A 21778-nucleotide genomic window follows, 5' to 3' on the forward strand; every position below is an offset into this window, starting at 1 on the left:
AAAAAGCACGCCCGGGACGAGCACAAATTTGCACAGTTATTTTCGACTCAGGACACTAGAATAGGTCCAACTTTTTCGGAGTCAGTGCCTTTATGCCAGAACCGGTTGACGCCCCCGGGCTGTCAGAATTACCGCTGGACGACTTGGTGGCGTGCCATGAGTGCGACTTGCTGATGCGCAAGCCCAAGCTCGCCCATGGCGAGAAAGCCCTGTGCCCGCGATGCGGTTACGAACTCTATGCCCACCGGCACAATGTTGTGCAACGCAGTCTCGCCTTGGTCATCTCCGCGCTGTTGTTGTACATCCCGGCGAACTTTTTACCCATCATGCAGCTCAATCTACTCGGGCAGTCGTCGCAAGATACTGTCTGGAGTGGCGTTGTCGGCCTGTTCGATACCGGAATGCAAGGCGTGTCAGTGATTGTGTTCCTGTGCAGCATGGGGATCCCGTTGCTCAAACTGCTTTGCCAACTGGCCGTGCTGCTGAGCATTCGTTTTGATATCGGCCGTAGTTACGGTTTGTTGCTCTATCGGATTTATCACCATCTACGCGATTGGGGGATGCTCGAGGTCTACCTCATGGGCGTGCTGGTGGCGATCGTCAAACTGGCAGATATGGCAGCAATCACCATCGGTCTCGGCCTGGCGTGCTTTATCAGTTTGTTGTTGGTCCAGGTCTGGCTGGAGGTTGTGATGTCGCCCCATCAGATCTGGCAGGCTTTATCAGGAGAGGATGCCCATGCGGGCGATTGATGCAGGCATTCTGATTTGCGCCGAATGCCATGAATTGAACAAGCAGGAAGCTGACACCGACGAGCAGGTCTGCACCCGCTGCGGTGCGCTGGTTCACGCCCGCCGCCCCAACAGCCTCGCTCGTACCTGGGCGTTGCTGATCACGGCAGCGATTCTCTACATTCCGGCCAACGTACTGCCTATCATGACGGTCAGTTCCCTCGGTCAGGGCGATCCCAGCACCATCATGTCCGGTGTGATCCAACTGGTTCAACACGGCATGCTTCCCATCGCCGCCGTGGTTTTTATCGCCAGTATCGTGGTGCCCACGTTCAAATTGGTGGGCATCGCCTTGCTGCTGTTTTCGGTGCAGCGCCACCAGCCGCTTTCGGCTCGTCAACGGATCTGGATGTACCGCTTTATCGAGTTCATCGGTCGCTGGTCAATGCTCGATATCTTTGTGATTGCCATCCTGGTGGCGGTTGTGAATTTTGGACGGCTTGCCAGTGTCGAAGCCAATCTTGGCGCCATCGCTTTCGCCAGTGTGGTGATTCTGACGATGCTTGCCGCAGTAACTTTCGATCCCCGACTGATTTGGGATAACACGGAGTCGGACGACGACCATGACTGATTTGCCCACAGCGAAAACCCGACCGGCCTCGAACTGGTCAGCCATTTGGGTGTTGCCCCTGATCGCCTTGATCATCGGCGGCTGGCTCGGCTGGCGTGCCTACAACGAGACCGGCATCGAGATTCAGGTACGTTTTGAAAGCGGTGAAGGCATTCAGGCCAACAAGACCGAAGTGGTCTACAAAGGCATGTCGGTCGGCAAGGTGAAAACCCTCACGCTCGATGATGAAGGCGCCTCCAAAGGGGTGATCGCCACCGTTGAAATGAACAAGGACGTGGAGCAATACCTGCGGACCAGCACACGCTTCTGGCTCGTCAAGCCGAGCGTGACCCTGGCGGGTATCACGGGCCTGGAAACCCTGGTCTCCGGTAACTACGTCGCGATCAGTCCGGGGGAAGGCGAGCCCACACGCCGGTTCAAGGCCCTGGCTGAAGAACCGCCGCTGTCGGATGCCCAGCCCGGGTTGCACCTGACCATCAAGGCTGACCGCCTCGGTTCGCTGAACCGTGGCAGCCCGGTGTTCTACAAGCAGATCAAAGTAGGGCAGATCAAAAGTTACTTGCTGTCCGAAGACCAAAGCACGGTTGAGCTTAAAGTGTTCATCGAGCCCACCTACGCCAAGCTTGTACGCAAACACACACGTTTCTGGAATGCCAGCGGCATCAGCATCGACGCTAACCTGTCCGGTGTGAAAGTGCGCAGTGAGTCCCTGGCCAGCATCGTCGCCGGCGGTATCGCATTCGCCACGCCGGAAAACCGCAGGGACAGCCCGCCCACCGATCCGAGCCTGCCGTTCCGTCTCTATGAAGACTTCGATGCGGCGGCGGCCGGTATACGGGTCAAGGTCAAACTCAGCGATTTCGAAGGCCTGCAGGCCGGTCGTACGCCGGTAATGTACAAAGGCATTCAGGTCGGCAATCTGAAAGCGCTGAAGATCGATCCTGATCTGTCCGGTGCTACCGCTGAACTGACCCTTGATCCACTGGCCGAAGATTACCTGGTCGAAGGCACTCAATTCTGGGTGGTCAAACCGTCGATCTCCCTGGCCGGTATCACCGGGCTTGAAGCGCTGGTCAAAGGTAACTACATCGCTGTGCGTCCCGGCGATAAAGGCGCAGCACCACAACGTGAGTTCGTGGCACGGGCCAAGGCGCCGCCGCTGGATTTGCGTTCGCCTGGCCTGCACCTGGTGTTGTTCACCGAAAATCTTGGTTCGCTGGAAGTCGGCAGTCCGATTCTCTACAAGCAGGTCAAGGTCGGTTCGGTACAGAGCTATCAGTTCTCGCGCACCAAAAAACAACTGGTGATTGGCGTACACATCGAGAAGGAATACGAAGGGCTGGTTAACGCCTCGACCCGATTCTGGAATGCCAGTGGCATTACGCTCACGGGCGGATTGACTGGCGGAATCCAGGTCAAAAGTGAATCGTTGCAAAGCCTGATGGCCGGCGGTATCGCCTTCGAAACCCCGCTGGCCAAAGCCCCGCTGCAAAAGAAAATCCCGCGTTTCCGTCTGTTCGCCAGCCATGACGAAGCCAACCAGAAAGGCGCCGTGATCACGATCAAGGTCGATCGCGCCGATGGCTTGCGCAGCGGCACACCGGTGAGATTCAAAGGTCTGGACGTCGGCAAGATTGAAGACGTCGACCTCACGGATGACCTGCAATCGGTGATGCTCACCGCGCGGATCACCGAAGTGCCGGAGCGTATCGCTCGGGCCGGCAGTCAGTTCTGGGTGGTCAAGCCCGAGCTGGGTCTGCTCAAAACGTCGAACCTGGAAACCCTGGTGACCGGTCAATACATCGAAGTGCAGCCGGCCGCGAAAAACCTCGGGTCGCAGAATAACTTCGTAGCGCTGGCCAATCCTCCTGAAACCGCCAAACAGGAAGCCGGGTTAAGTCTGGTTCTCAGCGCCGCTCGCCGCGGTTCGTTGAAAACCGGCGTGCCAGTGACGTATCGCGAAGTCACCGTGGGCAAGGTGACGGGCTATGAACTGGGCCAGACGGCTGACCGTGTGTTGATACACATCCTGATCGAACCGAAGTACGCGCCATTGGTGCGCAGCGGCACACGATTCTGGAACACCAGCGGTTTCGGTTTCGATTACGGTTTGTTCAAAGGCGCGACGGTTCGTACCGAATCGCTGGAGACGCTGATTCAGGGCGGCATCGCATTCGCCACGCCGGATGGGGATCGCATGGGTAACCCGGCGCGAGCGGAGCAAACCTTCCCGTTGTTCGACAAGTTTGAAGATGAATGGCTGACGTGGGCGCCGAAGATTTCGCTCGGTAAATAATCTGTTGGTGTCTGGGACAACGCATTCGCGGGCAAGCCTCGCTCCTACAGATCAGCACCGAACCTGTAGGAGCGAGGCTTGCCCGCGAAGAGGTCCGGATAACCAACACATAACCACCAGACAAAAAAGGCCGCGATTGGATCGCGGCCTTTTTTATTGCCTTCGATTAATGCAAATCAGACCGCATCCAGCTCCGGTTCATCCGCTTCAACATTAACCACAGCCTTCACCTCATCGTGACGACGGATGTACTTCCAGTCCGCCTCATCGATGTAGATCCCGTTCGGCCCACTACCGCCTTCCAGGTCAATCGCCACACTGGCGCAGACCTGCGGCTTCACACTCGCCAGAATCGGCACGAAGCCCAGTTGCAGACTGGTTTCCAGCAACGCTGCCTGGTTTTTCTCGTCGATGTCCGCCGCTTCGTCGAGGTAGTACGGCAGGCGCACGCGACCGGCCTGGTCGCGGTCCATCAAGTGCAGTAACAAGTACATGTTGGTCAGCGCCTTGATGGTCATCGTCGTGCCGTTGGACGCAGCGCCGTCGATGTCGGTGTGGATCACCGGTTGACCGTTGACCTTGGTGATCTCGAACGCCAGTTCGAACAAGTCCTTGAGACCAAGCTGGTTGTGGTTCGCCGCTACCAGGCGCGCCAGGTATTCCTTGGCTTCTTCGTTCTTGTTGTCTTGATCGGCGCTTTGGCTCAGGTCGAACACGGAGAGGGTTTCGCCTTCTTCGTACTGACCGGCGCTGTGGATGATCTGGTCGATGTGCTTGAGCGCTTCCTTGTTCGGCGCAAGCACGATGCGGAAGCTCTGCAAGTTGGAGACCTGACGCTTGTTGATCTCGCGGTTGAACAGCGCCAGTTGATGCTCGAGGCTGTCGTAGTCGCTGCGGATATTGCGCAGGGTCCGGGCGATGTCGGTAACCGCGGCGCGGCGTGCCTTGCCGAGGGTCAGGGCTTCGTCGGTGCGGTGCGCATACGCGTTGATCAGCAGTTGCAGGCGACGCTCCATATCGTCTTCGCTGTCGAACTTGGCCACGCCTTTGAGGCGTACCTGAGCGTACAACGCGTCGATCTGGCCATCGCTGCGCAGCAAGCCCTGCCAGCTATCCTGATAGTCGTTGAGCAGCGGCAACAGGTTGTCCATGGAATCGTCGATCGGGTCCATGAACGGCGTGCCGAACGGCAGGTCTGCCGGCAACAACTGACGGCGGCGCAGGGCGTCGTCGAGGGTGCGTTGCTTGGCTTCCATGTCGCCGATCTGCCGGCCGACCAGTTGCAGCTTGGCCGACAGTTGCTGGACGCGTTCGGTGAACGCGTCGCTGGAGCGCTTCAGTTCTTCCTGCGCCGCTTCCATCTGCGCCAGTTGCTCAAGCTTGTCGTCTTCCTCGGCGCTCAGGGTTTGCGCGCGGCGGAAATCTTCCAGGGCTTTCTGCGCGTCCAGCACTTGCTGGTACAGCGCTTCGGTCTGGGTCTTGCTCGCTGCGCGGTCGGCGACCACGGCAGCCTGGGTTTTCAGTTGCTTGAGTTCTTTTTCCAGGCGGTCTTTCTGATCGCGTAACGCGGCGCGGTCCGCCAGGGCCTGTAACGCCGGAGGCTCAATGTGCGAGATATCGATGGACAGGCCCGGCACTTCGAAGCGCTCGCCTTTGAAGCCGTCGAGGATCAGCTCCATGGATTTGACCCACTGACCGTCCTCGTCCAGCGTGATGCCATGCTCGCCCAACGGCAGGCTGAACAGCGCGCTGTTGAACAGGCGCATCAGACGCTCGACATCCTGTTGCGAAAACTCTTCGCGCAAACGAGCGTAGCTGTTGTTGTCGGCGTGATCGAGTTGCTGTTTCACCGACTTCAGGCGTTTTTCCAGATCGCGCAGACGCTCTTCCAGGTCTTCGGCAGAGAACTGCCGCGACTGCGCCAGCGCACCGGCCAATTCATCGTGCGCGTCCTTGGCCGCGAGCAATTGCTGCTCCAGGACCTTGACGTCAGTCACCAACGCGAAGCGATGCTTGAGCACCGACAACTCGCCGAGCCAGCGCTGGATACCGGTGATTTCCCGCTCCAGACGCATCAGCTCCTGCGTGCCGCCGCGCTGATCGTTTTGCAGCGCGTCCTGTTCGTTGCGGTAGTGCTCGGCCTGAATCGTCAGTTCTTCCTTGCGCGCACTGGCATAGTCCGACCAGGTGCCGAGCAACGAGTCGAGCAGCGGCGAGATCCGGTGCAGCTTGCCGCGCAGAATATTGCGCTGGGCAACGCCTGCGGCCAGCGCTTCAACCAGCGGACCCGCTGTGACCAGCGAGTTGTAGTCCTGCTCCATGCGTCGTACATCGCGGAAGGCTTCTTCGCACGCAGCGATGTAATCGACGCTGCCGGAACGCAGGCTGTGCTCGAAAGCATCGAGGAACAGCTGCTTGAGCTTGGCCGCGGTGATTTCGCGCATGTGCAGCAGGTTGATGAACAGCGCGCGGAAGGTCTTCAGGCTCTGCTCGCTGGTGGAGCGCAGCGGAATCAGGGTCAGGTCCAGCGGGATCGAGGTGTGACCACCGACCAGCAAACGACGCAGTTCATCCGGCTTGAGTTCGTAGGCTTTCAGGCCTTCGCGCTCAAGGTTGGTGAACAGTTCTTTCTGACGCAGGCAGGTGTCGTTTTTCTGGTAGTGGGCCAGGTCAAGTTTGCCGGCGTAGGCAAAGAACTGGTGACCGAAACCACCGCCCGGGCCGCGACCGACCACGCCGATCACGTGCGGACCGTGGGGCAGCGAGACTTCCACCAGGATGTAACTGGTGTCCGAGGCGAAGTAGAAACGCCGGGATTGTTCCAGGCTGTACTTGCCGAAACTCATGTCCGACATGCGCGCCAGAATCGGGAACTGCAACGCGTTGATCGACGCGGATTTACCGAGGTTGTTCGCGCCGTAGACCGACAACGGTTCTTCCAGCGGAAACAGGCCGAGGCTGTAACCGGCGGTGTTCAAAAGGGCAAAGCGGCGAATGCCGTAGCGTTCCTTGCTCATGCGTCGGTCTCCTGTTCTTCGGCAATGGCGCGGGCCAGAGCGTCTTCTTCGCTTTCTTCAGCGAAGTCACTGAGGTCCAGCGGGTCATCGGTTTGCAGCAGTTTTTCGTCGCTGTCGTCGTCGATCAGTACCGGAACCGGCAGCGGCAGCACGCTGTGCAGGCTGGCGGCCAGGTCGCGGTCCTGTTGAACCGACAGGCAGACGTCGAGGAAACGGTGCATCGGCGGCAGGAAACGGTAGACGCCGTTTTCTTCGCCGGCGAACCCGAGCTGCGTCATGCGGCGCATGATTTTTTCTTCGAGTTCTTCGACGGTCTGCACTTCGGCCTGGATGAACAGGTCGCGGTATTTTTCCAGCAGCGACGGCAGTTCATCGCGACCGAGGCTGCCGCCGTCGAGCACGGCAATCGGGTCACGGCCCTGATCGGCCAGATGCTCGACGAGGATGAAGGTGAACAGCGCCAGACGCTGCGCGGTCTTGTTCACGGCAGCAGCGGCGAGGTCCGGCACAAAGTAGTAGAAACCGCGGGTGTCGCAGACCAGTTCAAAGCCCAGCGCCTTGAACAGCGTGCGGTACTGGTCCTGGAAGTTCGACAGTTGCGCGTACAGCTCCGGATCGCGGCGGCTGACGTGGTAGCCCTTGAACAGCTCGCGAAAGATCGGCGCCAGCTGGGACAGTTCGGATAGATCAAGATGCATGTGGAGTGCTCGCAGAATTCTCGATGGCATCTGGGCCGGCCGAGAGCAGGGCGAAGGAGCGCAGGCTGACCTGGTGCTCGTGAGTGTGGTAATCGCGGCGTTCCAGACGCTCGCGTTTGAAGCGTTTTTCCCGCGACAGGCGCGAGAACCAGTACAGCAATTCGTCAGTGGCGCCGTTCGGTTCCTGTTCCAGCAGCCAGGTCATCAGGTCTGGCATCGGCAGCGCGTCTTCACAACGTTCAAGCATTTCGCGAACGGTACGTGGTGCGCGTGGCGCTTCGCCTTTCTGGGTCTTGTGGGCCTTGGGGAACCGCGCCGGTTTCGGCTCGAAACGGGCCAGCGCGTAGACGTAGGCTTCGACCTGACTGGCGCTGCCGAGGAAGGTGCTTTGCGGCCGGGTGAACATCGGCATCGCCGCTTGTGGCACCGCATCGATGCCTTTGCGACGGATGGCCGACAAGGCCAGCGCTGCGCCACGGGTTACGGCGTTGTGCCGACGGGCTTCTTCACGCAGCGGCAGCAGCAGTTCGCGGGCATGACGCAGCGTCAATTGAGCGCTGGTCTGCATTTCAAGGATGCGCGCGTGGGTGCGCAACAGCATGTCGTCATCGACCAGGTGGCCGAGGCGTTGCTGCTCGGTGAGCATCTTCAACAGGACGTTTTCGACCTTGCGCACGCCTTGTTCGAAGGCGCCGTCGGCGTTCACCAACTGAATCATCGGCTCGACGTATTCGTCCCAGGTCGCCAGTACTTCGGCGTAACGCTGACGCAGCGGGATCTGCCGATCGCTGGTCTTGGCGCGTTCGGCGACGGCCACCAGGGCCTGTTCGTCGTTGGCGAGCTTCTTCAGTACATCGCGCACACGCATGTCGAGCAGGCGCAATTGGCGCGCCAGGTCGTGGCCGTCGCGGATGTCGAAGGCGTCCTGTATGTAACCGGCCAGGCGTTCGAGGTGGCGCAAATAGGCTTCGATTTCCAGGCACAGGCCCAGACGGTGCTCACGGCGCAGGTAAGCGAGGAAGTCGTGGATCTGTGCGTTGAGCTCGAAACGGTTCGGGCTTTTCGCCACGGGAACCAGAATGTCGAGGCGGATCCACACGTCCAGCAGGCTGGTGATGTCCTGCGGCGTACTGTCGAGTTGCTGGGCGGCCAGTTGCGTGCGCAGTTCGTTGAGGCTCAGTGTGCCTTGGTCGAAGTGCTCGCACAGTGGCTCCAGAAGTGCCCAGTGTTCAGCGAGGGCGCGCAAGACGCGCTTGGGTTCGATCATCGGAATGGCCGGCTGGTTGGCGATTAAAAGCCGCGATTGTACTGCATCGGGACCGATGCGATTCACTCTCGGGACGGGCTGTAGCTGTTTCTAAGGGAAAGAGTATCGATCAAGCGCGGGCGATCTTGAGCGAAGGGCGGTAGAATCAGCGCACTTTAGTTATCCACAAGTGGCCGACCTTTGCTAATCGAGTCCCGTCGCCGCGCTTATTTGACCGCCATGCAGGTGGTCAACTGGCTGCCGCGCACCGAATTGCCCTTCGCCGCGCCCTCGCGGCCCGAGCTGCTGGAAATGCCCGAGCCGTTGGTCGTCGCCCCGGTGGCGCCGTTGCCCGTGGCCGATGCACCTGCGGAACCTGTGGTCAAACCGGCCGAACGGGTAAAAATCGAGGTGCCGCGGCCATCGTTGGCAAGCACGCGCACCAACGCCAAGGTCGAAGAAGAAGAGGCACCGGTCGCGGTAAAGGCGCCGGTCGTGCCGCCACCGCGATTTGCCCTGCAATTGCTGCGCGCCGGTCGTTGCCTGCTGTTGGTGGAGTTACCCACAGGCGAAACCTTCCAGACCCGCGATCCCGCCTATCTGCTGCTCAAGGACATGTTGCGCGCCGCCGGTCTGCCGGACAGCCCGCAAATTGTCGGCGAACCGGTGCGCTGGCCATTGTTGGTTCGCGGCACCATGGATCAAGGCCCGGAAGCGGCTCGTGATTTCGTACAAGGTTTTCTCTCGGCCCGGCTGGAAGACGCACCGTGCGTCTGCGTGTGGCTGATCGGCCTGCCGGCGGTGCGTTTTGCCGGCGAGGCCAACGCCGAATCCTTCAATCGTGAACTTCAGGTCGAAGGCCTGGGCGCGGTCTGGGCCCTGCCGGGCCTGGAATTATTAATGGAAGAGCCACAGCGTAAGGCTGATGTCTGGCAAGCCATGCGTCGGCTGATGGCGCGCTGGAAAGAATCGAATGAGTGACGCTGTATCGTTTCGCCCGATGACCGAGGCGGACCTGGACGCTGTCCTGAAAATTGAATTCGCGGCGTACAGCCATCCCTGGACCCGCGGGATTTTTCTCGATGGGCTGGGCAAGTACCAGATCTGGCTGATGTTCGAAGGTTCGCAGCAGGTCGGGCACGGCGTGGTGCAGATCATTCTGGATGAAGCGCACCTGCTGAACATCACCGTCAAACCGGAAAACCAGGGCCGTGGCCTGGGTTTGACGCTGCTGGAACACCTGATGTCGATTGCCTACAAGGCTGAGGCGCGGGAATGTTTTCTGGAAGTGCGCGACAGCAATCGCTCGGCGTTCCGGTTGTATGAGCGGTACGGGTTCAACGAGATTGGCCGGCGTCGGGATTATTATCCGGCGGTGGGTGGGCGCGAAGATGCGGTGGTCATGGCGTGCACCCTGGTGGATTGAGCCTTAAAAGCTTCGCGGGCAAGCCTCGCTCCTACAGGGTTTCGGCGTTCACAAATGCATGAATGCCGAAACCCTGTAGGAGCGAGGCTTGCCCGCGAAGGCGTCCTTACTGACGCTGAAGATCACCGATTCCCATCCAGCGGATCCAGCCGCGCCAGTTCTTCCTCATCCAACCCATTACCCCCGCCGATGTCATCTTCATCGACGATGCTCAAATCCCAATCGGCCCGGTAATCGTCACCGGCCTCATGCGCATCCCGCGCACCGTCTTCACGGATCAACGTTTCCGGGCTCAAGTCATCATCGGTGGATTCATGATCAGCGGTCGAGGCGCCGGTCATGCCGGCTTCACGCACGCGCGCGCGCGGTATCAGTCGCTCGCGTTCCGTTTGCGTCAGTTCGTCGCCGATTTTCGCGCTGGGTTCTTCCTCCTCGAAATCCAGCTCCTGCAGCGAACCCATGCGGTCTTCGTTGTCGTCGATGGGCTCGGGTTGCGCCGCATCGTACGGACGTCGTGAATCATTCATGGTAATTCCTCATACTGTGAGCCTTACTACGGTAGACCCACTGGGCTGCCCGGAATTCCGCCGGCAGGGAACACCGGTAATATGCCTCATCGGCAATCTGCATCTTGCGCGTGACCCCGACGGGCGGTTGTCTGTCAAAGCAGCGCATCATTCTCGAGGCTTCATTGCATGAACGACTTACAAGATCTGATTGATAACAACGAGCGCTGGGCTGACGCGATCACCAAAGAAGATCCTGATTTCTTCGCCAAACTGGCGCGTCAGCAAACGCCGGAATTCCTCTGGATCGGCTGTTCCGACGCCCGCGTACCGGCGAACGAGATTGTCGGCATGCTGCCCGGTGACCTGTTCGTCCACCGCAACGTGGCCAACGTGGTGCTGCACACAGACCTCAACTGCCTGTCGGTGATTCAGTACGCGGTGGACGTGCTCAAGGTCAAACACATCCTCGTTACCGGCCACTATGGCTGCGGCGGTGTGCGTGCTTCGATGCAGGATCGCCAGTTCGGCTTGATCGATGGCTGGCTGCGGTCGATTCGTGACCTTTACTACGAAAAGCGCGAAGAACTCTCCAAACTGCCGACCGAAGAAGAGCGGGTCGACCGCCTCTGCGAGCTCAACGTGATCCAGCAAGTGGCCAACGTCGGGCACACCAGCATTGTGCAAAACGCCTGGCACCGCGGGCAGAAACTGTCGATTCACGGCTGCATCTATGGCATCAAGGACGGTCGGTGGAAGAGCCTGAATGCCACCATCAGTGGTTTCGAGCAGTTGCCGCCGCAGTACCGCCTGCGTCCATTCGAGCCGCTGTAAAAGCCCCCGGCGTCATCGGCGCCAGTTCTGGAAGAACAACTGGCCATCGGCATTCGGCGATTCGTCGTAGCCGGTGATCCAGCCACGGCAGCAAGTACAACCACAGCGGCAGGCAAACTGCCGCTGCAGCCTGTCTTCCGTCGTGGCGAAATCCATCGTCAGCCGATCACCTTTTCTGATGTCCTTCAGCGCCCATAACCACAGTTCACTCATGTCGAGAAAGGCGTTGGGGTCGCAGGCGTGGTTAAGCAATCCGCAGAAGCGCGGATCATAGACATGAATGCCCGGCGCCATTTGCCGAGTGCGTCGGCAGCGATAGGGCAGCAAATGCCCGGAAATACGGCAGATTCGGCTGAGCCGAGGGAATTCGCGCAAAGCGGCGACAGCGATCGGCTCTCCCTGAGCATTGTTGATGATTTGAAAGTCTTCCGTGGTAGGGAATCCCAGTCGAGGGGGCAATTCCATAAACGGATAGATGCCATTGAATGGCGGTGAGGTGATTCCTTGCTCAGCATGGGGTTTCATCACAATCCTTGTCGGCGGGGCGCTGCGACCTCCGTCAGCTGACATCCTGTCAGCCCTGCAGCACATGGGTACGCCTCAAGACTCTCGCAAAAAAAACCACCGGTCTACTGTCATAACTGACAGAGGAAAAGCGCGCGTTCCCACGTCAGCCAAGGCTCACGCAGGAACGCCGTTCAGTTTTTTACAGATGCGTAGCGGGCACTGCGGTCGCAGGCGTGGGGACCTTGAGCTGTTTGAGTTGAGCCTTGATCGGCGTCGTCGCGCATTTGGCCGTGGCTTGCCCAGGCGTCAGGTTACGGATCGAGGTGTAGAACAGTTCGCAGGTTTTAACTGCCTGGGCCACTTGCCAGGTCTGGGTGCAACTTCTCAGCTCAATGTCTGGATTGCTGTCGAGGTCGCGGCCCATGGCGGCCTGCCAGCATGCGGCACTCAAGTCCTGGCCCATGACTTTCAGGCCCGCTGCGTCGGCCTGGGCCTGGGCATCTTTACCGGTGTAGCTGTCCGGGTCGGCGGCGTACCAGATGTAGCTCGGGTGGTTGGAGCCCAGCACCGGTACTTTCACCCCTTCTTTCGGACTGATGGTTGCCAGGCCCAGCACGTTTACGGTCGGCCCGTATTGCTGCTTGATCCAGTTACGCACCGGCGCACCGAAGGCGACCATCGGCAACGCGGCACCGCTGGCGTTCTGGCTGACTTCCTTGACCATGGTGGTCTGGTAGTCCTTGAAGTAGTCGTAGACGCCTTCCAGATCCTTGCCGGCGTTGGACGGCGCGGCGATCGGGGCGATGTCGATGATGGTCTGGAAAGCCGGTGTCTGATCGGCAGGGATGCCGTTGATCGTCAGCAGCGTGGCCCAGCGATCGGTGGTCTTGGACTCCAGATAGTCCTGGGCCTGAGTCAGCGAGTAATCCGGCGGGAAGTGCAGCAGCTCGACACTTCTGCGGTTCTCCAGGGCCATGCCCAGCGGCAGGAACAAGTACCAGCTATAAGCCCACTTGCCGTCGGCATTCAGCTTGCTGGCGCCGGTATAAGCCAGATCGCCGGCGTCGAGCAGCGCTGCCAACGGCTTTTCATAGCCCCTGGGCACACCGGTGATTGCGGCATAGAGCTGATTGTTATCGGTTTTGACCTGCACCTTCGCATCGCTGTAACCATCACGCTGCACGCTCTGCGTCAGGTAATGCTCGACGGTTTGCTCCAGCGTCCAGTTGCGAAAGCAGATCACGTTGCAATTGTTGGGGTAAGCGAACAGCCGGGTGACGCGCTCGGTGCTGCCCAGCTTCAGATCGGCATCCGCCTGGGCGGCGGTGCTCAGGGTCAGGGCGGCAAGGGTGAGTGCTGCGAGTTTGAACATGCTCAGATCCTTTTCAGCGTGTGGGCCCTCGAGAACGGGCGAAGACATACTGAAACAGAAGAGGCCGAACGAGAAGTAGGGGCCGATAGAAATATCGGCCCCTTTTTGCATTACGGCATCACCGGCGCCGTATACGTCAGCGTCGTCCCCAGCGCCCACAGCAGAAACAGCACCAGCGGCGTGTGCACCAGCAGTTGCACGAACGAAAACCCGATCAAGTCCCGCGCCTTCAAACCCAGCACGCCCAGCAGCGGCAGCATGTAGAACGGGTTGATCAGGTTCGGCAGGGCTTCGGCGGCGTTGTAGATCTGCACGGCCCACCCCAGGTGGTAGTTCAGGTCGGTGGCCACTTGCATCACGTACGGCGCTTCGATGATCCACTTGCCGCCGCCCGACGGGATGAAGAACCCGAGGATCGCCGAGTACACGCCCATCAGCAGCGCATAGGTGTCGTGGGACGCGATTTGTACGAAAAAGGTCGAGATGTGGTGCGCCAGAGTCTGCGCGTCAGTGCCTTTGACCGTGGTCATCAGCGCGGCGATCGAGCCGTACAACGGGAACTGGATCAGCACGCCGGTGGTGGTCGGCACCGCGCGGGACACCGCATCGAGGAAACTGCGCGGGCGCCAGTGCAGCAAGGCACCGAGCATGATGAACAGGAAGTTGTAGGTGTTCAGCCCGGAAATCGCACTGATCGCCGGTTTGGTCGAGAACTCGTGGAACAGCCACCCGGCCGCCAGCAGCACCAGCAGAATCGTCAGCAGCGGGCTGTGCTCCAGCCATTCGCCGGGGCGAGTGCGCGGTTGCAGTGGTGGCAGGTTGAAGCTCGGGTCGATGCCGCAGGCTTTGGCATCGCGGGCCGAGTTCGGGCCAGGGGCGGTGGCGTAGGCAATGATCAGCGAGATCACGATCAGCGCCAGCAACATGACGCCGGACTGCCAGAGAAAGATGGTTTGCGTGAACGGAATCACCCCGGTGATCGACAGAATCGACGGCGGCAAACTGGCCGGGTTGGCCTGCAACTGCGCGGCGGACGACGACAGGCCCAGGGCCCACACCGCGCCAAGGCCCAGGTAGGCGGCAGCACCGGCGGCGCGATAATCCATTTTCAGGTCGACGCGGCGGGCTAGGGCGCGCACCAACAAGCCGCCGAACACCAGCGACAAGCCCCAGTTCAGCAGCGACGCGACCATGGAAATCAGCGCCACCCACGCCACGGCGGAACGGCCGTTCTTGGGGATGCGCGCCAGACGGTCGATCAGCTTGACGGCGGGCGGCGAGCTGGCGACTACATAACCACCGATTACCACGAACGCCATCTGCATGGTGAACGGGATCAGGCTCCAGAACCCGTCACCGAAGGCCATCGCGGCATCGGTGGGTTTGGCGCCCATGAACAGAGTGGCCACGGCGACGATGATCACCGCCAGCGCAGCAAACACCCAGGAATCAGGAAACCAGCGTTCGGCAAAACTTGAACAGCGCAGGGCAAAGCGGGCGGAGCGGGTATCTTCGATATCAGCGGCCACGGGAGTACCTCGAATTTTTATGATTGTTGTGGTCTTCAGGGCTGCAAAGGCCTAACGCCGTTTTTATTGTAGGAGCGAGCCTGCTCGCGATGGTCGTAAACGATGACGCGTGTTTACTGATTAAACGCGGCGTTCTCGAGTCCATCGCGAGCAGGCTCGCTCCTACAGTTTTTGATCGGCACTGGCTGCAACGCCCGTCTGGACAGGCGCCAACAGTAAATCAATCGGTCAGGATTTGTGACGAAGTTTTACCGATACGGGACTATGGTCTAACGGGTTGTCCGCTGGCGCGTTTGCGTAGACCATGGGCGCCTTGGTTTTTTGCCCATGCCAGAGTTCTTTTGATGACTGCCCTTAACGATTCGCGCCCGGCACCGTTCAGCCGTTCGGACTACAAGACCCTCGGCCTTGCGGCCCTCGGCGGCGCGCTGGAAATCTACGATTTCATCATCTTCGTGTTTTTCGCCCTGACCCTCAGTCAGCTGTTCTTCCCGCCGGAAATGCCTGAGTGGCTGCGCCTGCTGCAAAGTTTCGGGATTTTTGTCACCGGTTACCTGGCGCGGCCGTTGGGCGGGATTCTGATGGCGCATTTCGCCGACCGGCTGGGGCGCAAGAAAGTCTTCAGCCTGAGCATTCTGATGATGGCGCTGCCGTGCCTGCTGATCGGCATCATGCCGACCTACGCCCAGATCGGTTATTTCGCACCCTTGCTGCTGTTGGTCCTGCGGGTACTGCAAGGCGCGGCGGTCGGCGGTGAAGTGCCGAGCGCCTGGGTGTTCGTCGCCGAGCACGCGCCGGCCGGGCATCGCGGTTATGCACTGGGTTTCCTTCAGGCCGGGTTGACCTTTGGCTACTTGATCGGCGCGCTGACAGCGACCTTTCTGGCACAGGCGTTCACCCCGGCGGAGATCCTCGATTTCGCATGGCGTTACCCGTTCCTGCTGGGCGGCGTATTTGGCGTGATAGGCGTCTGGCTGCGCCGCTGGCTCAATGAAACCCCGGTGTTCATGGCGATGCAGGCGAAGCGTGATGCCGCCGTCGAACTGCCACTGCGCACGGTCCTGCGTGAGCATCGCCTGGCCATTTTGCCGGCGATGATCCTCACCTGCGTGCTGACTTCAGCCGTGGTGGTGTTTGTGGTCATTACCCCGACCATGATGCAGAAAACCTTCGCCATGACCGCCAGCCACACCTTTGGCCTGAGCGCATTGGGCATCGTGTTCCTGAACATCGGCTGCGTGCTCGCCGGTTTGCTCGTCGACCGTATCGGCGCCTGGCGCACCGTGATGCTGTACAGCCTGCTGCTGCCGCTGGGCATCGGCGTGCTTTATACCTGCCTGATCATCGGCGGCAACTGGATCGGTCTGGCGTATGCGATTGCCGGCCTGAGTTGTGGCGTGGTCGGCGCGGTGCCGTCGGTGATGGTCAGCCTCTTCCCGGCGCGGATTCGCGTCTCGGGGATTTCCTTCACGTACAACATTGCCTACGCCGCGTGGGCAAGTATCACGCCGCTGTTGCTGATCGGTCTGATGCCGTGGAGCCCTTGGATCTGCGTGATTTTCTGCGCGGTGATGGGCGCAGTGGGCGTGAGCAGCGCGCTGTATTTCGGCGCGCGTACGCCGAGCACAGGCAATTGCCCGGCGGCTGGCGCCATCTGATTGAAGGTGGCGCTGCGTCCAAGACAACTATTTTTGTAGGACAACCCTGAAACACTCTTCAGAAAACATCCCCAAGGCCGATGGCTAGGCTGCATGCCGCTTTCTATCTCTGTCCATCGGTGCTTTCCCATGTTCAACAAACGCTTGAAGCAAGAGTTGTCGGCTCTTCGCGAAGAACTCTCCAGCCTTCAGCAAGTGAAGGAAAGTCTGGAAAGCGAGATGCTGGTCCTGACCCTGGATCCCGACGGGCGGATTCAATCGGTCAATCAGAATTTTCTCAGCGAGATGCTCTACAAGAGCCACGACCTGATCGATCGTCCTATCGAAGACATCGTTCCTGTTCACGTGAAGTCCGACGAATTCCATCACCGCTTCAAGGCTGCGCTGACCCGAGGCGAGCACTTTGCCGGTGCGGTGCGCTTGTTGCGTGGCGATGGCCAAGAGGCCTGGTTGCGTTCGATTGTGCAGCCGGTGCGCTCCGGGGACGGGCGGATCAAGCATTTCTCGATTTACTCCAGTGACCTGACCCGCACCATCGAGGCATCCCGTGAACACGAGAACCTGATCGGCGCGCTGGTGCGCTCGACGGCGGTGATCGAGTTCGACCTCGCTGGCAACGTGTTGTCGGCCAACGACCGCTTCCTCAACGGCATGGGTTACAGCCTCGCGCAGATCAAAGGCAAACATCACCGTCTCTTCTGTGAAGCGCAGGAGCACACCAGTGCCGAGTATCAGGACTTCTGGCGTCGCCTGAATTCCGGGGAATTCGTGGCCGGCCGCTTCAAACGCATCGACAGCCACGGGCGTACGGTCTGGCTGGAGGCGTCCTACAACCCGGTGGTCGACGCCAATAACAAACTCTACAAAGTGGTGAAGTTCGCCACGGTGATTACCGATCAGGTCAATCAGGAGCTGGCCGTCGCTGAAGCGGCGAACATTGCCTACGGCACCTCGCAGCAAACCGATCAAAGCGCCCAGCGCGGCACGGCCGTAGTGACGCAAGCGGTGAACGTGATGCGCGACCTGGCCAAGCACATGCAAACGGCCGGCGAGGGCATCGAGGCCTTGAACGAGCAGTCGCTGGTGATTGGCACCATCGTCAAAACCATCAGCGGCATCGCCGAACAGACCAACCTGCTGGCACTCAACGCGGCGATCGAAGCGGCCCGTGCCGGTGAGCAGGGTCGTGGTTTTGCCGTGGTCGCGGACGAGGTCCGGCAATTGGCTTCGCGCACCAGTCAGGCCACCGATGAAATTGTCCTGGTGGTGCGTCAGAACCAGGACATGGCGCGTAATGCGGTGTCGCTGATGACCGACGGCAAAACTCAGGCAGAGCAGGGGCTGGCGCTGGCGGCAGAGGCGGGCACGGTGATTGTCGAGATTCAGGACGGTGCGCAGAAAGTGGTGAACGCGGTCGGGCAGTTTGCCAACCAGCTAACGACTTGATGCCTGCGAACCGGGCGGATATCGCTACAATCGGCTCTTTTCCCAGGAGCAGATCCCATGAGCGCTTCCCATCGCCGTCCGGTTCCCTTGTCCAAGGCTTATCGCCTGCTCAACCATGGGCCGACCGTGCTGGTCAGTGCGGCCCATGACGGGCAGCGCAACATCATGGCGGCGGCCTGGGCCATGCCACTGGATTTCGAACCGCCGAAAATTGCCGTGGTGCTGGACAAGTCCACCTGGACCCGGCACCTGCTGGAAGCGTCGGGCACATTCGTGTTGAACGTACCCTGTGCTGCCCAGGCCGATATCGCGCAAACCGTCGGCTCGACCTCGGGCCTGGAGCTGACTCAAGGCCAGGGTCGGGACAAGTTCCAGACCTATGGCTTGCAGACCTTCAGCGGCGAGTTGATCGATGCGCCGATGCTCGAAGGTTGCGTGGCCTGGCTGGAATGCCGGTTGCTGCCGGAACCGAACAACCACCAACAATACGATCTGTTCCTGGCCGAAGTGATTGCGGCCCAGGCGGACGAGCGCGTGTTCAGCGACGGTCGCTGGCACTTCGAGGGGCACGATGCGTTACGCACCTTGCACCACGTGGCGGGCGGGCATTTCCTGACCATCGGTGATCCGGTGGACGGCAAAGCCTTGCAGCCGTAAGACTTCAGACCCAGAGGTCATTCTCCGCCGTGCGCTCGCCACCCTTATTGCCGGTGTTCAACACGCCCCGGGGTTCGATCAGCAGGAGTTTCACCTCTTGCTCGGCGAACGGCTTGTGCTCGACGCCCTTGGACACCACGTACATTTCGCCGGCGTTCACCAGCACGTGACCATCACGAAAATCGATGCGCAACTGGCCTTCGAGCACGATGAAGGCTTCGTCGGTATCGAGGTGGTCGTGCCAGATGAAATCCCCCAGCAGCTTCACCACCTTGAACTGGTAGTCGTTCATTTCGGCAATGACGCGCGGTGTCCAGTGCGAGTCGATTCGTGAGATTTTTTCGGCGAAGTTCAGGCTTTCGTAAGCTTTCATGAAGCAGCTCTCGTGGTTGATCGTAGAACCACGGTAACCAGCGCAACGGCGCGCTTCTTGTACGATTGTGCGTGGCTCAGCGCCGGTGCATTTTCATCCAGCGCGCCGGTGACAAGCCGTAGGTTTTGCTGAACTGGCGGGTCATGTGGCTCTGATCGGTGAAGCCGGCGATCAGCGCGGCACTGACCAGCGACTGGCCCTGAATCAGCAGCGAACGGACCAGGTCCAGGCGACGCATGGTCAGGTATCGATAAGGGCTGGTGCCGAACAACAGGCGAAAGTCCCGTGACAGGCTCCAACGATCCCGACCGCTGTGGTGCGCCAGTTCTTCCAGGGTCACGGTGCGATCCAGGGCGCTGTGCATGTACTCTCGCGCGCGTTCCGCTGCCACATAGTCGAAGCTTGGGCGCGTGGTGGTCACTCCGCCGACAGTGTTCAAGGCTTGCGCCAGATCGAACAGCGCGTCCTGTTCTTCCAGCGGATCGAGCGGGCAATCGAGACTGCGCAGCAGCACTTGGGTGGCAGCGAACAGGCGTGGGTCGGTCGACAGCCCGTTCTTGATGAACGGCAGCGGCTGACCGCCAAGCATCTGCTGGATCAGCGCCGGTTCGATGTACATCATCCGGTAGTGGAACCCGCTCTCGGTCCCAGCCTCGCCATCGTGGACTTCGTCCGGGTGCAGCACCATCGTCCCGCCGGGCAGGCTGTGGCGCCAGGCGCCGCGATACTGATAACTCTGCACGCCGGCCAGGGTGTGACCGATGGCGTAGGTGTCGTGGCGGTGCAAGTCGTAGCCATGACCGGCAAAAAACGCTTCGAAACGCTGCAGGCCGGAAACGTCGGGTGCGCGGTGGAACCAGTCATTGCGAGGCGGGTGTCGGGCCATGGTGATCGTTATCTTGAGCTTGATGCAGAACACGTTAGCTCAGTGACCGGTCGTCTGTCTGCTGGCGGATGGAAGGTCTCGCGTGAGTAGAAAACCGAGGGCAAATGTTGCAATGTGTTGCGCATCCTCTGCAGCCAAGAAGGCGACCCCCATTATGGAAATATCCCACCTGAGCTACGCCGCTCCGTTGTTGTCGCTGGCGTTGTTGTGGACGGTTGCGGTGGTGACGCCGGGGCCGAACTTCTTCAACATCGCGCAATTGGCAGCCAGTCAATCCAAACGTCACGGCGTGGTGGCTGCGCTGGGCGTGGCCACCGGCACGGTGCTCTGGGGGCTGGCGGGCGGGTTGGGTATCAAGTCGCTGTTCAGCGCGGCGCCGACGCTTTACCTGAGTTTCAAGATTGCCGGTGGTTGTTACCTGATCTACCTCGGCTTGAAGCAGTTCAAGCGCAAACCGCCGGTTACTGCGGGCGACAGCCGCTTGATTGACGGCGCGGGGCGCACATTGTGGTCGGTGTATGGCCAGGGTTTTCTGGGCAACATGACCAACCCAAAATCCGCACTGTTCGTGGCGACGATCTTCGCGACCGCCATGCCCGCGACGGTGCCCCCGACATTGCTGGCGCTGGCCGTAATGACCATGGCGACGTTGTCGTTCAGTTGGTATTGCAGCGTGGCGCTGGTTTTCTCCAGCCGTCGGATGGCGCGGGTTTACGACCGTTCGCGCCAATGGCTGGATCGCTTTGCCGGCAGTTGCTACCTGTTGTTCGGTGCGCATCTGGTGGCCAGTCGCTGAGGAGTTCTGAATGAGCAAACTGCGGGTAGGCATTATTTTTGGCGGCCGTTCGGCGGAGCACGAAGTGTCGCTGCAATCGGCGAAAAACATCGTCGACGCGCTGGATCGTTCGCGCTTCGATCCGGTGTTGATCGGTATCGACAAACAGGGTCATTGGCACTTGAACGACCCGTCGAATTTCCTGCTCAACCAGGAAAACCCGGCGCTGATCGCCCTCAACCAATCCAACCGCGAACTCGCCGTGGTGCCGGGCAAAACCCGTCAGCAATTGGTGGAGACTTCCAGTCAGGAGCTGTTGGGCCACGTTGATGTGATCTTCCCGATCGTCCACGGCACGCTGGGTGAAGACGGTTGCCTGCAAGGGTTGCTGCGCATGGCCGATCTGCCGTTTGTCGGCTCCGATGTGCTGGGCTCGGCGGTGTGCATGGACAAGGACATCAGCAAACGCCTGCTGCGCGATGCCGGGTTGGCGGTGACGCCGTTCGTGACCCTGACCCGCGCAACCGCCAAGCGCACCGGGTTCGCCGAGGTCCGGGGCAAACTCGGGCTGCCGCTGTTCGTCAAACCGGCGAATCAGGGCTCTTCGGTGGGTGTGAGTAAGGTCAACGATGAGGCCGAGTACACGGCAGCGGTCGAACTGGCCCTCGGTTTCGATGAGAAAGTGCTGGTCGAATCCGCCGTCAGCGGTCGCGAGATCGAATGCGCGGTGCTCGGCAACGAAGACGCTATTGCCAGTGGTTGTGGCGAAATCGTCGTGCGCAGCGGGTTTTATTCCTACGACAGCAAGTACATCGACGCACAGGCCGCGCAAGTGGTGGTTCCGGCTGACATCAGCACCGAAGCCAGCGAACGCATTCGTGCCCTGGCCGTCGAGGCGTTTCAGGTGCTCGGCTGCTCCGGGCTGGCGCGGGTCGATGTGTTCCTGACGGAGAGCGGTGAAGTGCTGATCAACGAGATCAACTCGCTGCCCGGTTTCACCCGCATCAGCATGTACCCCAAGTTGTGGCAGGCCACGGGCATGACGTACAGCGAGCTGGTCAGTCGTCTGATCGAGCTGGCGCTGGAGAAGCACAGGGCACGGCAGGTGTTGAAGATTTCTCGTTAGTTTGCGTGCGATTGTTCAGGCTCAGCCTCTCAAGCGACGTATTTCCCTGTAGGAGCTGGCTTGT

General features: G+C 60.2%; 19 protein-coding genes and 2 pseudogenes. 12 read left to right on the plus strand and 9 right to left on the minus strand.

Annotation, left to right across the window (positions count from 1 at the left end; genetic code table 11):
- Positions 1-92: 92 nt before the first annotated feature.
- Genes ACM6IO_RS15910 through ACM6IO_RS15920 form a run of 3 tightly spaced genes read left to right on the plus strand, consistent with a single transcriptional unit; the run spans position 93 to position 3658 of the window.
- Positions 93-752, plus strand: a complete 660-nt coding sequence (locus ACM6IO_RS15910) for a paraquat-inducible protein A (protein ID WP_223480879.1) — start codon at positions 93-95, stop codon at positions 750-752.
- Positions 739-1362, plus strand: coding sequence for a paraquat-inducible protein A (locus ACM6IO_RS15915; RefSeq protein WP_192228931.1), 624 nt, complete (start codon positions 739-741; stop codon positions 1360-1362). The genes ACM6IO_RS15910 and ACM6IO_RS15915 overlap by 14 nt, the downstream gene beginning before the upstream one ends.
- Positions 1355-3658: an intermembrane transport protein PqiB gene (locus tag ACM6IO_RS15920; protein ID WP_414911822.1), complete on the plus strand. Its 2304-nt coding sequence runs from the start codon at positions 1355-1357 to the stop codon at positions 3656-3658. The genes ACM6IO_RS15915 and ACM6IO_RS15920 overlap by 8 nt, the downstream gene beginning before the upstream one ends.
- Before the next feature lie 176 nt (positions 3659-3834).
- Here ACM6IO_RS15920 and mksF read toward each other — a convergent pair whose 3' ends face one another.
- The 3 genes from mksF to mksB are packed head-to-tail and all read right to left on the minus strand — an operon-like array spanning position 3835 to position 8640.
- Positions 3835-6675, minus strand: coding sequence for an Mks condensin complex protein MksF (gene mksF, locus ACM6IO_RS15925; protein ID WP_008037179.1), 2841 nt, complete (start codon positions 6673-6675; stop codon positions 3835-3837).
- Positions 6672-7373: an Mks condensin complex protein MksE gene (gene mksE, locus ACM6IO_RS15930; protein WP_008025812.1), complete on the minus strand. Its 702-nt coding sequence runs from the start codon at positions 7371-7373 to the stop codon at positions 6672-6674. Before mksE ends, mksF begins: the two co-directional genes overlap by 4 nt.
- Positions 7363-8640: an Mks condensin complex protein MksB gene (gene mksB, locus ACM6IO_RS15935; RefSeq protein ID WP_192419130.1), complete on the minus strand. Its 1278-nt coding sequence runs from the start codon at positions 8638-8640 to the stop codon at positions 7363-7365. The genes mksE and mksB overlap by 11 nt, the downstream gene beginning before the upstream one ends.
- Positions 8641-8859: 219 nt before the next feature.
- Here mksB and ACM6IO_RS15940 point away from each other — a divergent pair, with 219 nt between their 5' ends.
- Positions 8860-9600, plus strand: coding sequence for an energy transducer TonB (locus ACM6IO_RS15940; protein WP_414911838.1), 741 nt, complete (start codon positions 8860-8862; stop codon positions 9598-9600).
- Positions 9593-10045, plus strand: coding sequence for a ribosomal protein S18-alanine N-acetyltransferase (gene rimI, locus ACM6IO_RS15945; RefSeq protein WP_008025817.1), 453 nt, complete (start codon positions 9593-9595; stop codon positions 10043-10045). The genes ACM6IO_RS15940 and rimI overlap by 8 nt, the downstream gene beginning before the upstream one ends.
- A 122-nt stretch (positions 10046-10167) precedes the next feature.
- Here the strand turns inward: rimI and ACM6IO_RS15950 are convergent, their stop codons facing one another.
- A complete protein-coding gene (locus tag ACM6IO_RS15950) occupies positions 10168-10572 on the minus strand; it encodes a serine kinase/phosphatase (RefSeq protein WP_192228933.1) in 405 nt (134 codons plus the stop codon).
- A gap of 168 nt (positions 10573-10740) precedes the next feature.
- Between ACM6IO_RS15950 and can the strand changes: the two genes are divergently transcribed.
- Positions 10741-11385: a carbonate dehydratase gene (gene can / locus ACM6IO_RS15955; protein WP_008025819.1), complete on the plus strand. Its 645-nt coding sequence runs from the start codon at positions 10741-10743 to the stop codon at positions 11383-11385.
- 12 nt (positions 11386-11397) lie between these two features.
- Here the strand turns inward: can and ACM6IO_RS15960 are convergent, their stop codons facing one another.
- The 3 genes from ACM6IO_RS15960 to ACM6IO_RS15970 form a co-directional block, all read right to left on the minus strand.
- On the minus strand, positions 11398-11910 hold the full coding sequence (locus tag ACM6IO_RS15960; protein ID WP_032832343.1) for an SET domain-containing protein-lysine N-methyltransferase: 513 nt from the start codon (positions 11908-11910) through the stop codon (positions 11398-11400).
- Positions 11911-12091: 181 nt separating this feature from the next.
- Positions 12092-13264 carry a hypothetical protein gene (locus tag ACM6IO_RS15965; RefSeq protein WP_223436723.1) on the minus strand — a complete coding sequence of 391 codons (1173 nt, stop codon included), beginning with the start codon at positions 13262-13264 and terminating at the stop codon, positions 12092-12094.
- A 110-nt stretch (positions 13265-13374) separates the two neighbouring features.
- Positions 13375-14793: a short-chain fatty acid transporter gene (locus tag ACM6IO_RS15970; RefSeq protein WP_008037184.1), complete on the minus strand. Its 1419-nt coding sequence runs from the start codon at positions 14791-14793 to the stop codon at positions 13375-13377.
- 344 nt (positions 14794-15137) lie between these two features.
- Here ACM6IO_RS15970 and ACM6IO_RS15975 point away from each other — a divergent pair, with 344 nt between their 5' ends.
- The 4 genes and pseudogenes from ACM6IO_RS15975 (at position 15138) to ACM6IO_RS15990 (ending at position 18554) form a co-directional block, all read left to right on the plus strand.
- The gene (locus ACM6IO_RS15975; protein ID WP_192228936.1) at positions 15138-16451 is read left to right on the plus strand and encodes an MFS transporter; all 1314 of its coding nucleotides are present in this window, start codon (positions 15138-15140) and stop codon (positions 16449-16451) included.
- A gap of 219 nt (positions 16452-16670) precedes the next feature.
- Positions 16671-17303: pseudogene (locus ACM6IO_RS15980) on the plus strand (PAS domain-containing protein); the annotation flags it as partial.
- Between the two features lie 159 nt (positions 17304-17462).
- Positions 17463-17897, plus strand: a pseudogene (locus tag ACM6IO_RS15985) (methyl-accepting chemotaxis protein); the annotation flags it as partial.
- A gap of 57 nt (positions 17898-17954) precedes the next feature.
- A complete protein-coding gene (locus ACM6IO_RS15990) occupies positions 17955-18554 on the plus strand; it encodes a flavin reductase family protein (RefSeq protein WP_008025833.1) in 600 nt (199 codons plus the stop codon).
- A 4-nt stretch (positions 18555-18558) separates the two neighbouring features.
- Here ACM6IO_RS15990 and ACM6IO_RS15995 read toward each other — a convergent pair whose 3' ends face one another.
- On the minus strand, positions 18559-18927 hold the full coding sequence (locus ACM6IO_RS15995; protein ID WP_008025835.1) for a cupin domain-containing protein: 369 nt from the start codon (positions 18925-18927) through the stop codon (positions 18559-18561).
- Positions 18928-19003: 76 nt separating this feature from the next.
- On the minus strand, positions 19004-19813 hold the full coding sequence (locus ACM6IO_RS16000) for an AraC family transcriptional regulator (RefSeq protein WP_223555199.1): 810 nt from the start codon (positions 19811-19813) through the stop codon (positions 19004-19006).
- A gap of 154 nt (positions 19814-19967) precedes the next feature.
- Here ACM6IO_RS16000 and ACM6IO_RS16005 point away from each other — a divergent pair, with 154 nt between their 5' ends.
- A complete protein-coding gene (locus tag ACM6IO_RS16005; protein ID WP_414911823.1) occupies positions 19968-20609 on the plus strand; it encodes a LysE family translocator in 642 nt (213 codons plus the stop codon).
- A 10-nt stretch (positions 20610-20619) separates the two neighbouring features.
- Entirely contained in the window at positions 20620-21714 is a 1095-nt protein-coding gene (ddlA, locus tag ACM6IO_RS16010; RefSeq protein ID WP_192228939.1) for a D-alanine--D-alanine ligase, read from the plus strand.
- Positions 21715-21778: the final 64 nt, after the last annotated feature.

This window comes from Pseudomonas sp. IT-P44 (assembly GCF_949768225.1).
Lineage (GTDB): Bacteria > Pseudomonadota > Gammaproteobacteria > Pseudomonadales > Pseudomonadaceae > Aquipseudomonas > Aquipseudomonas migulae.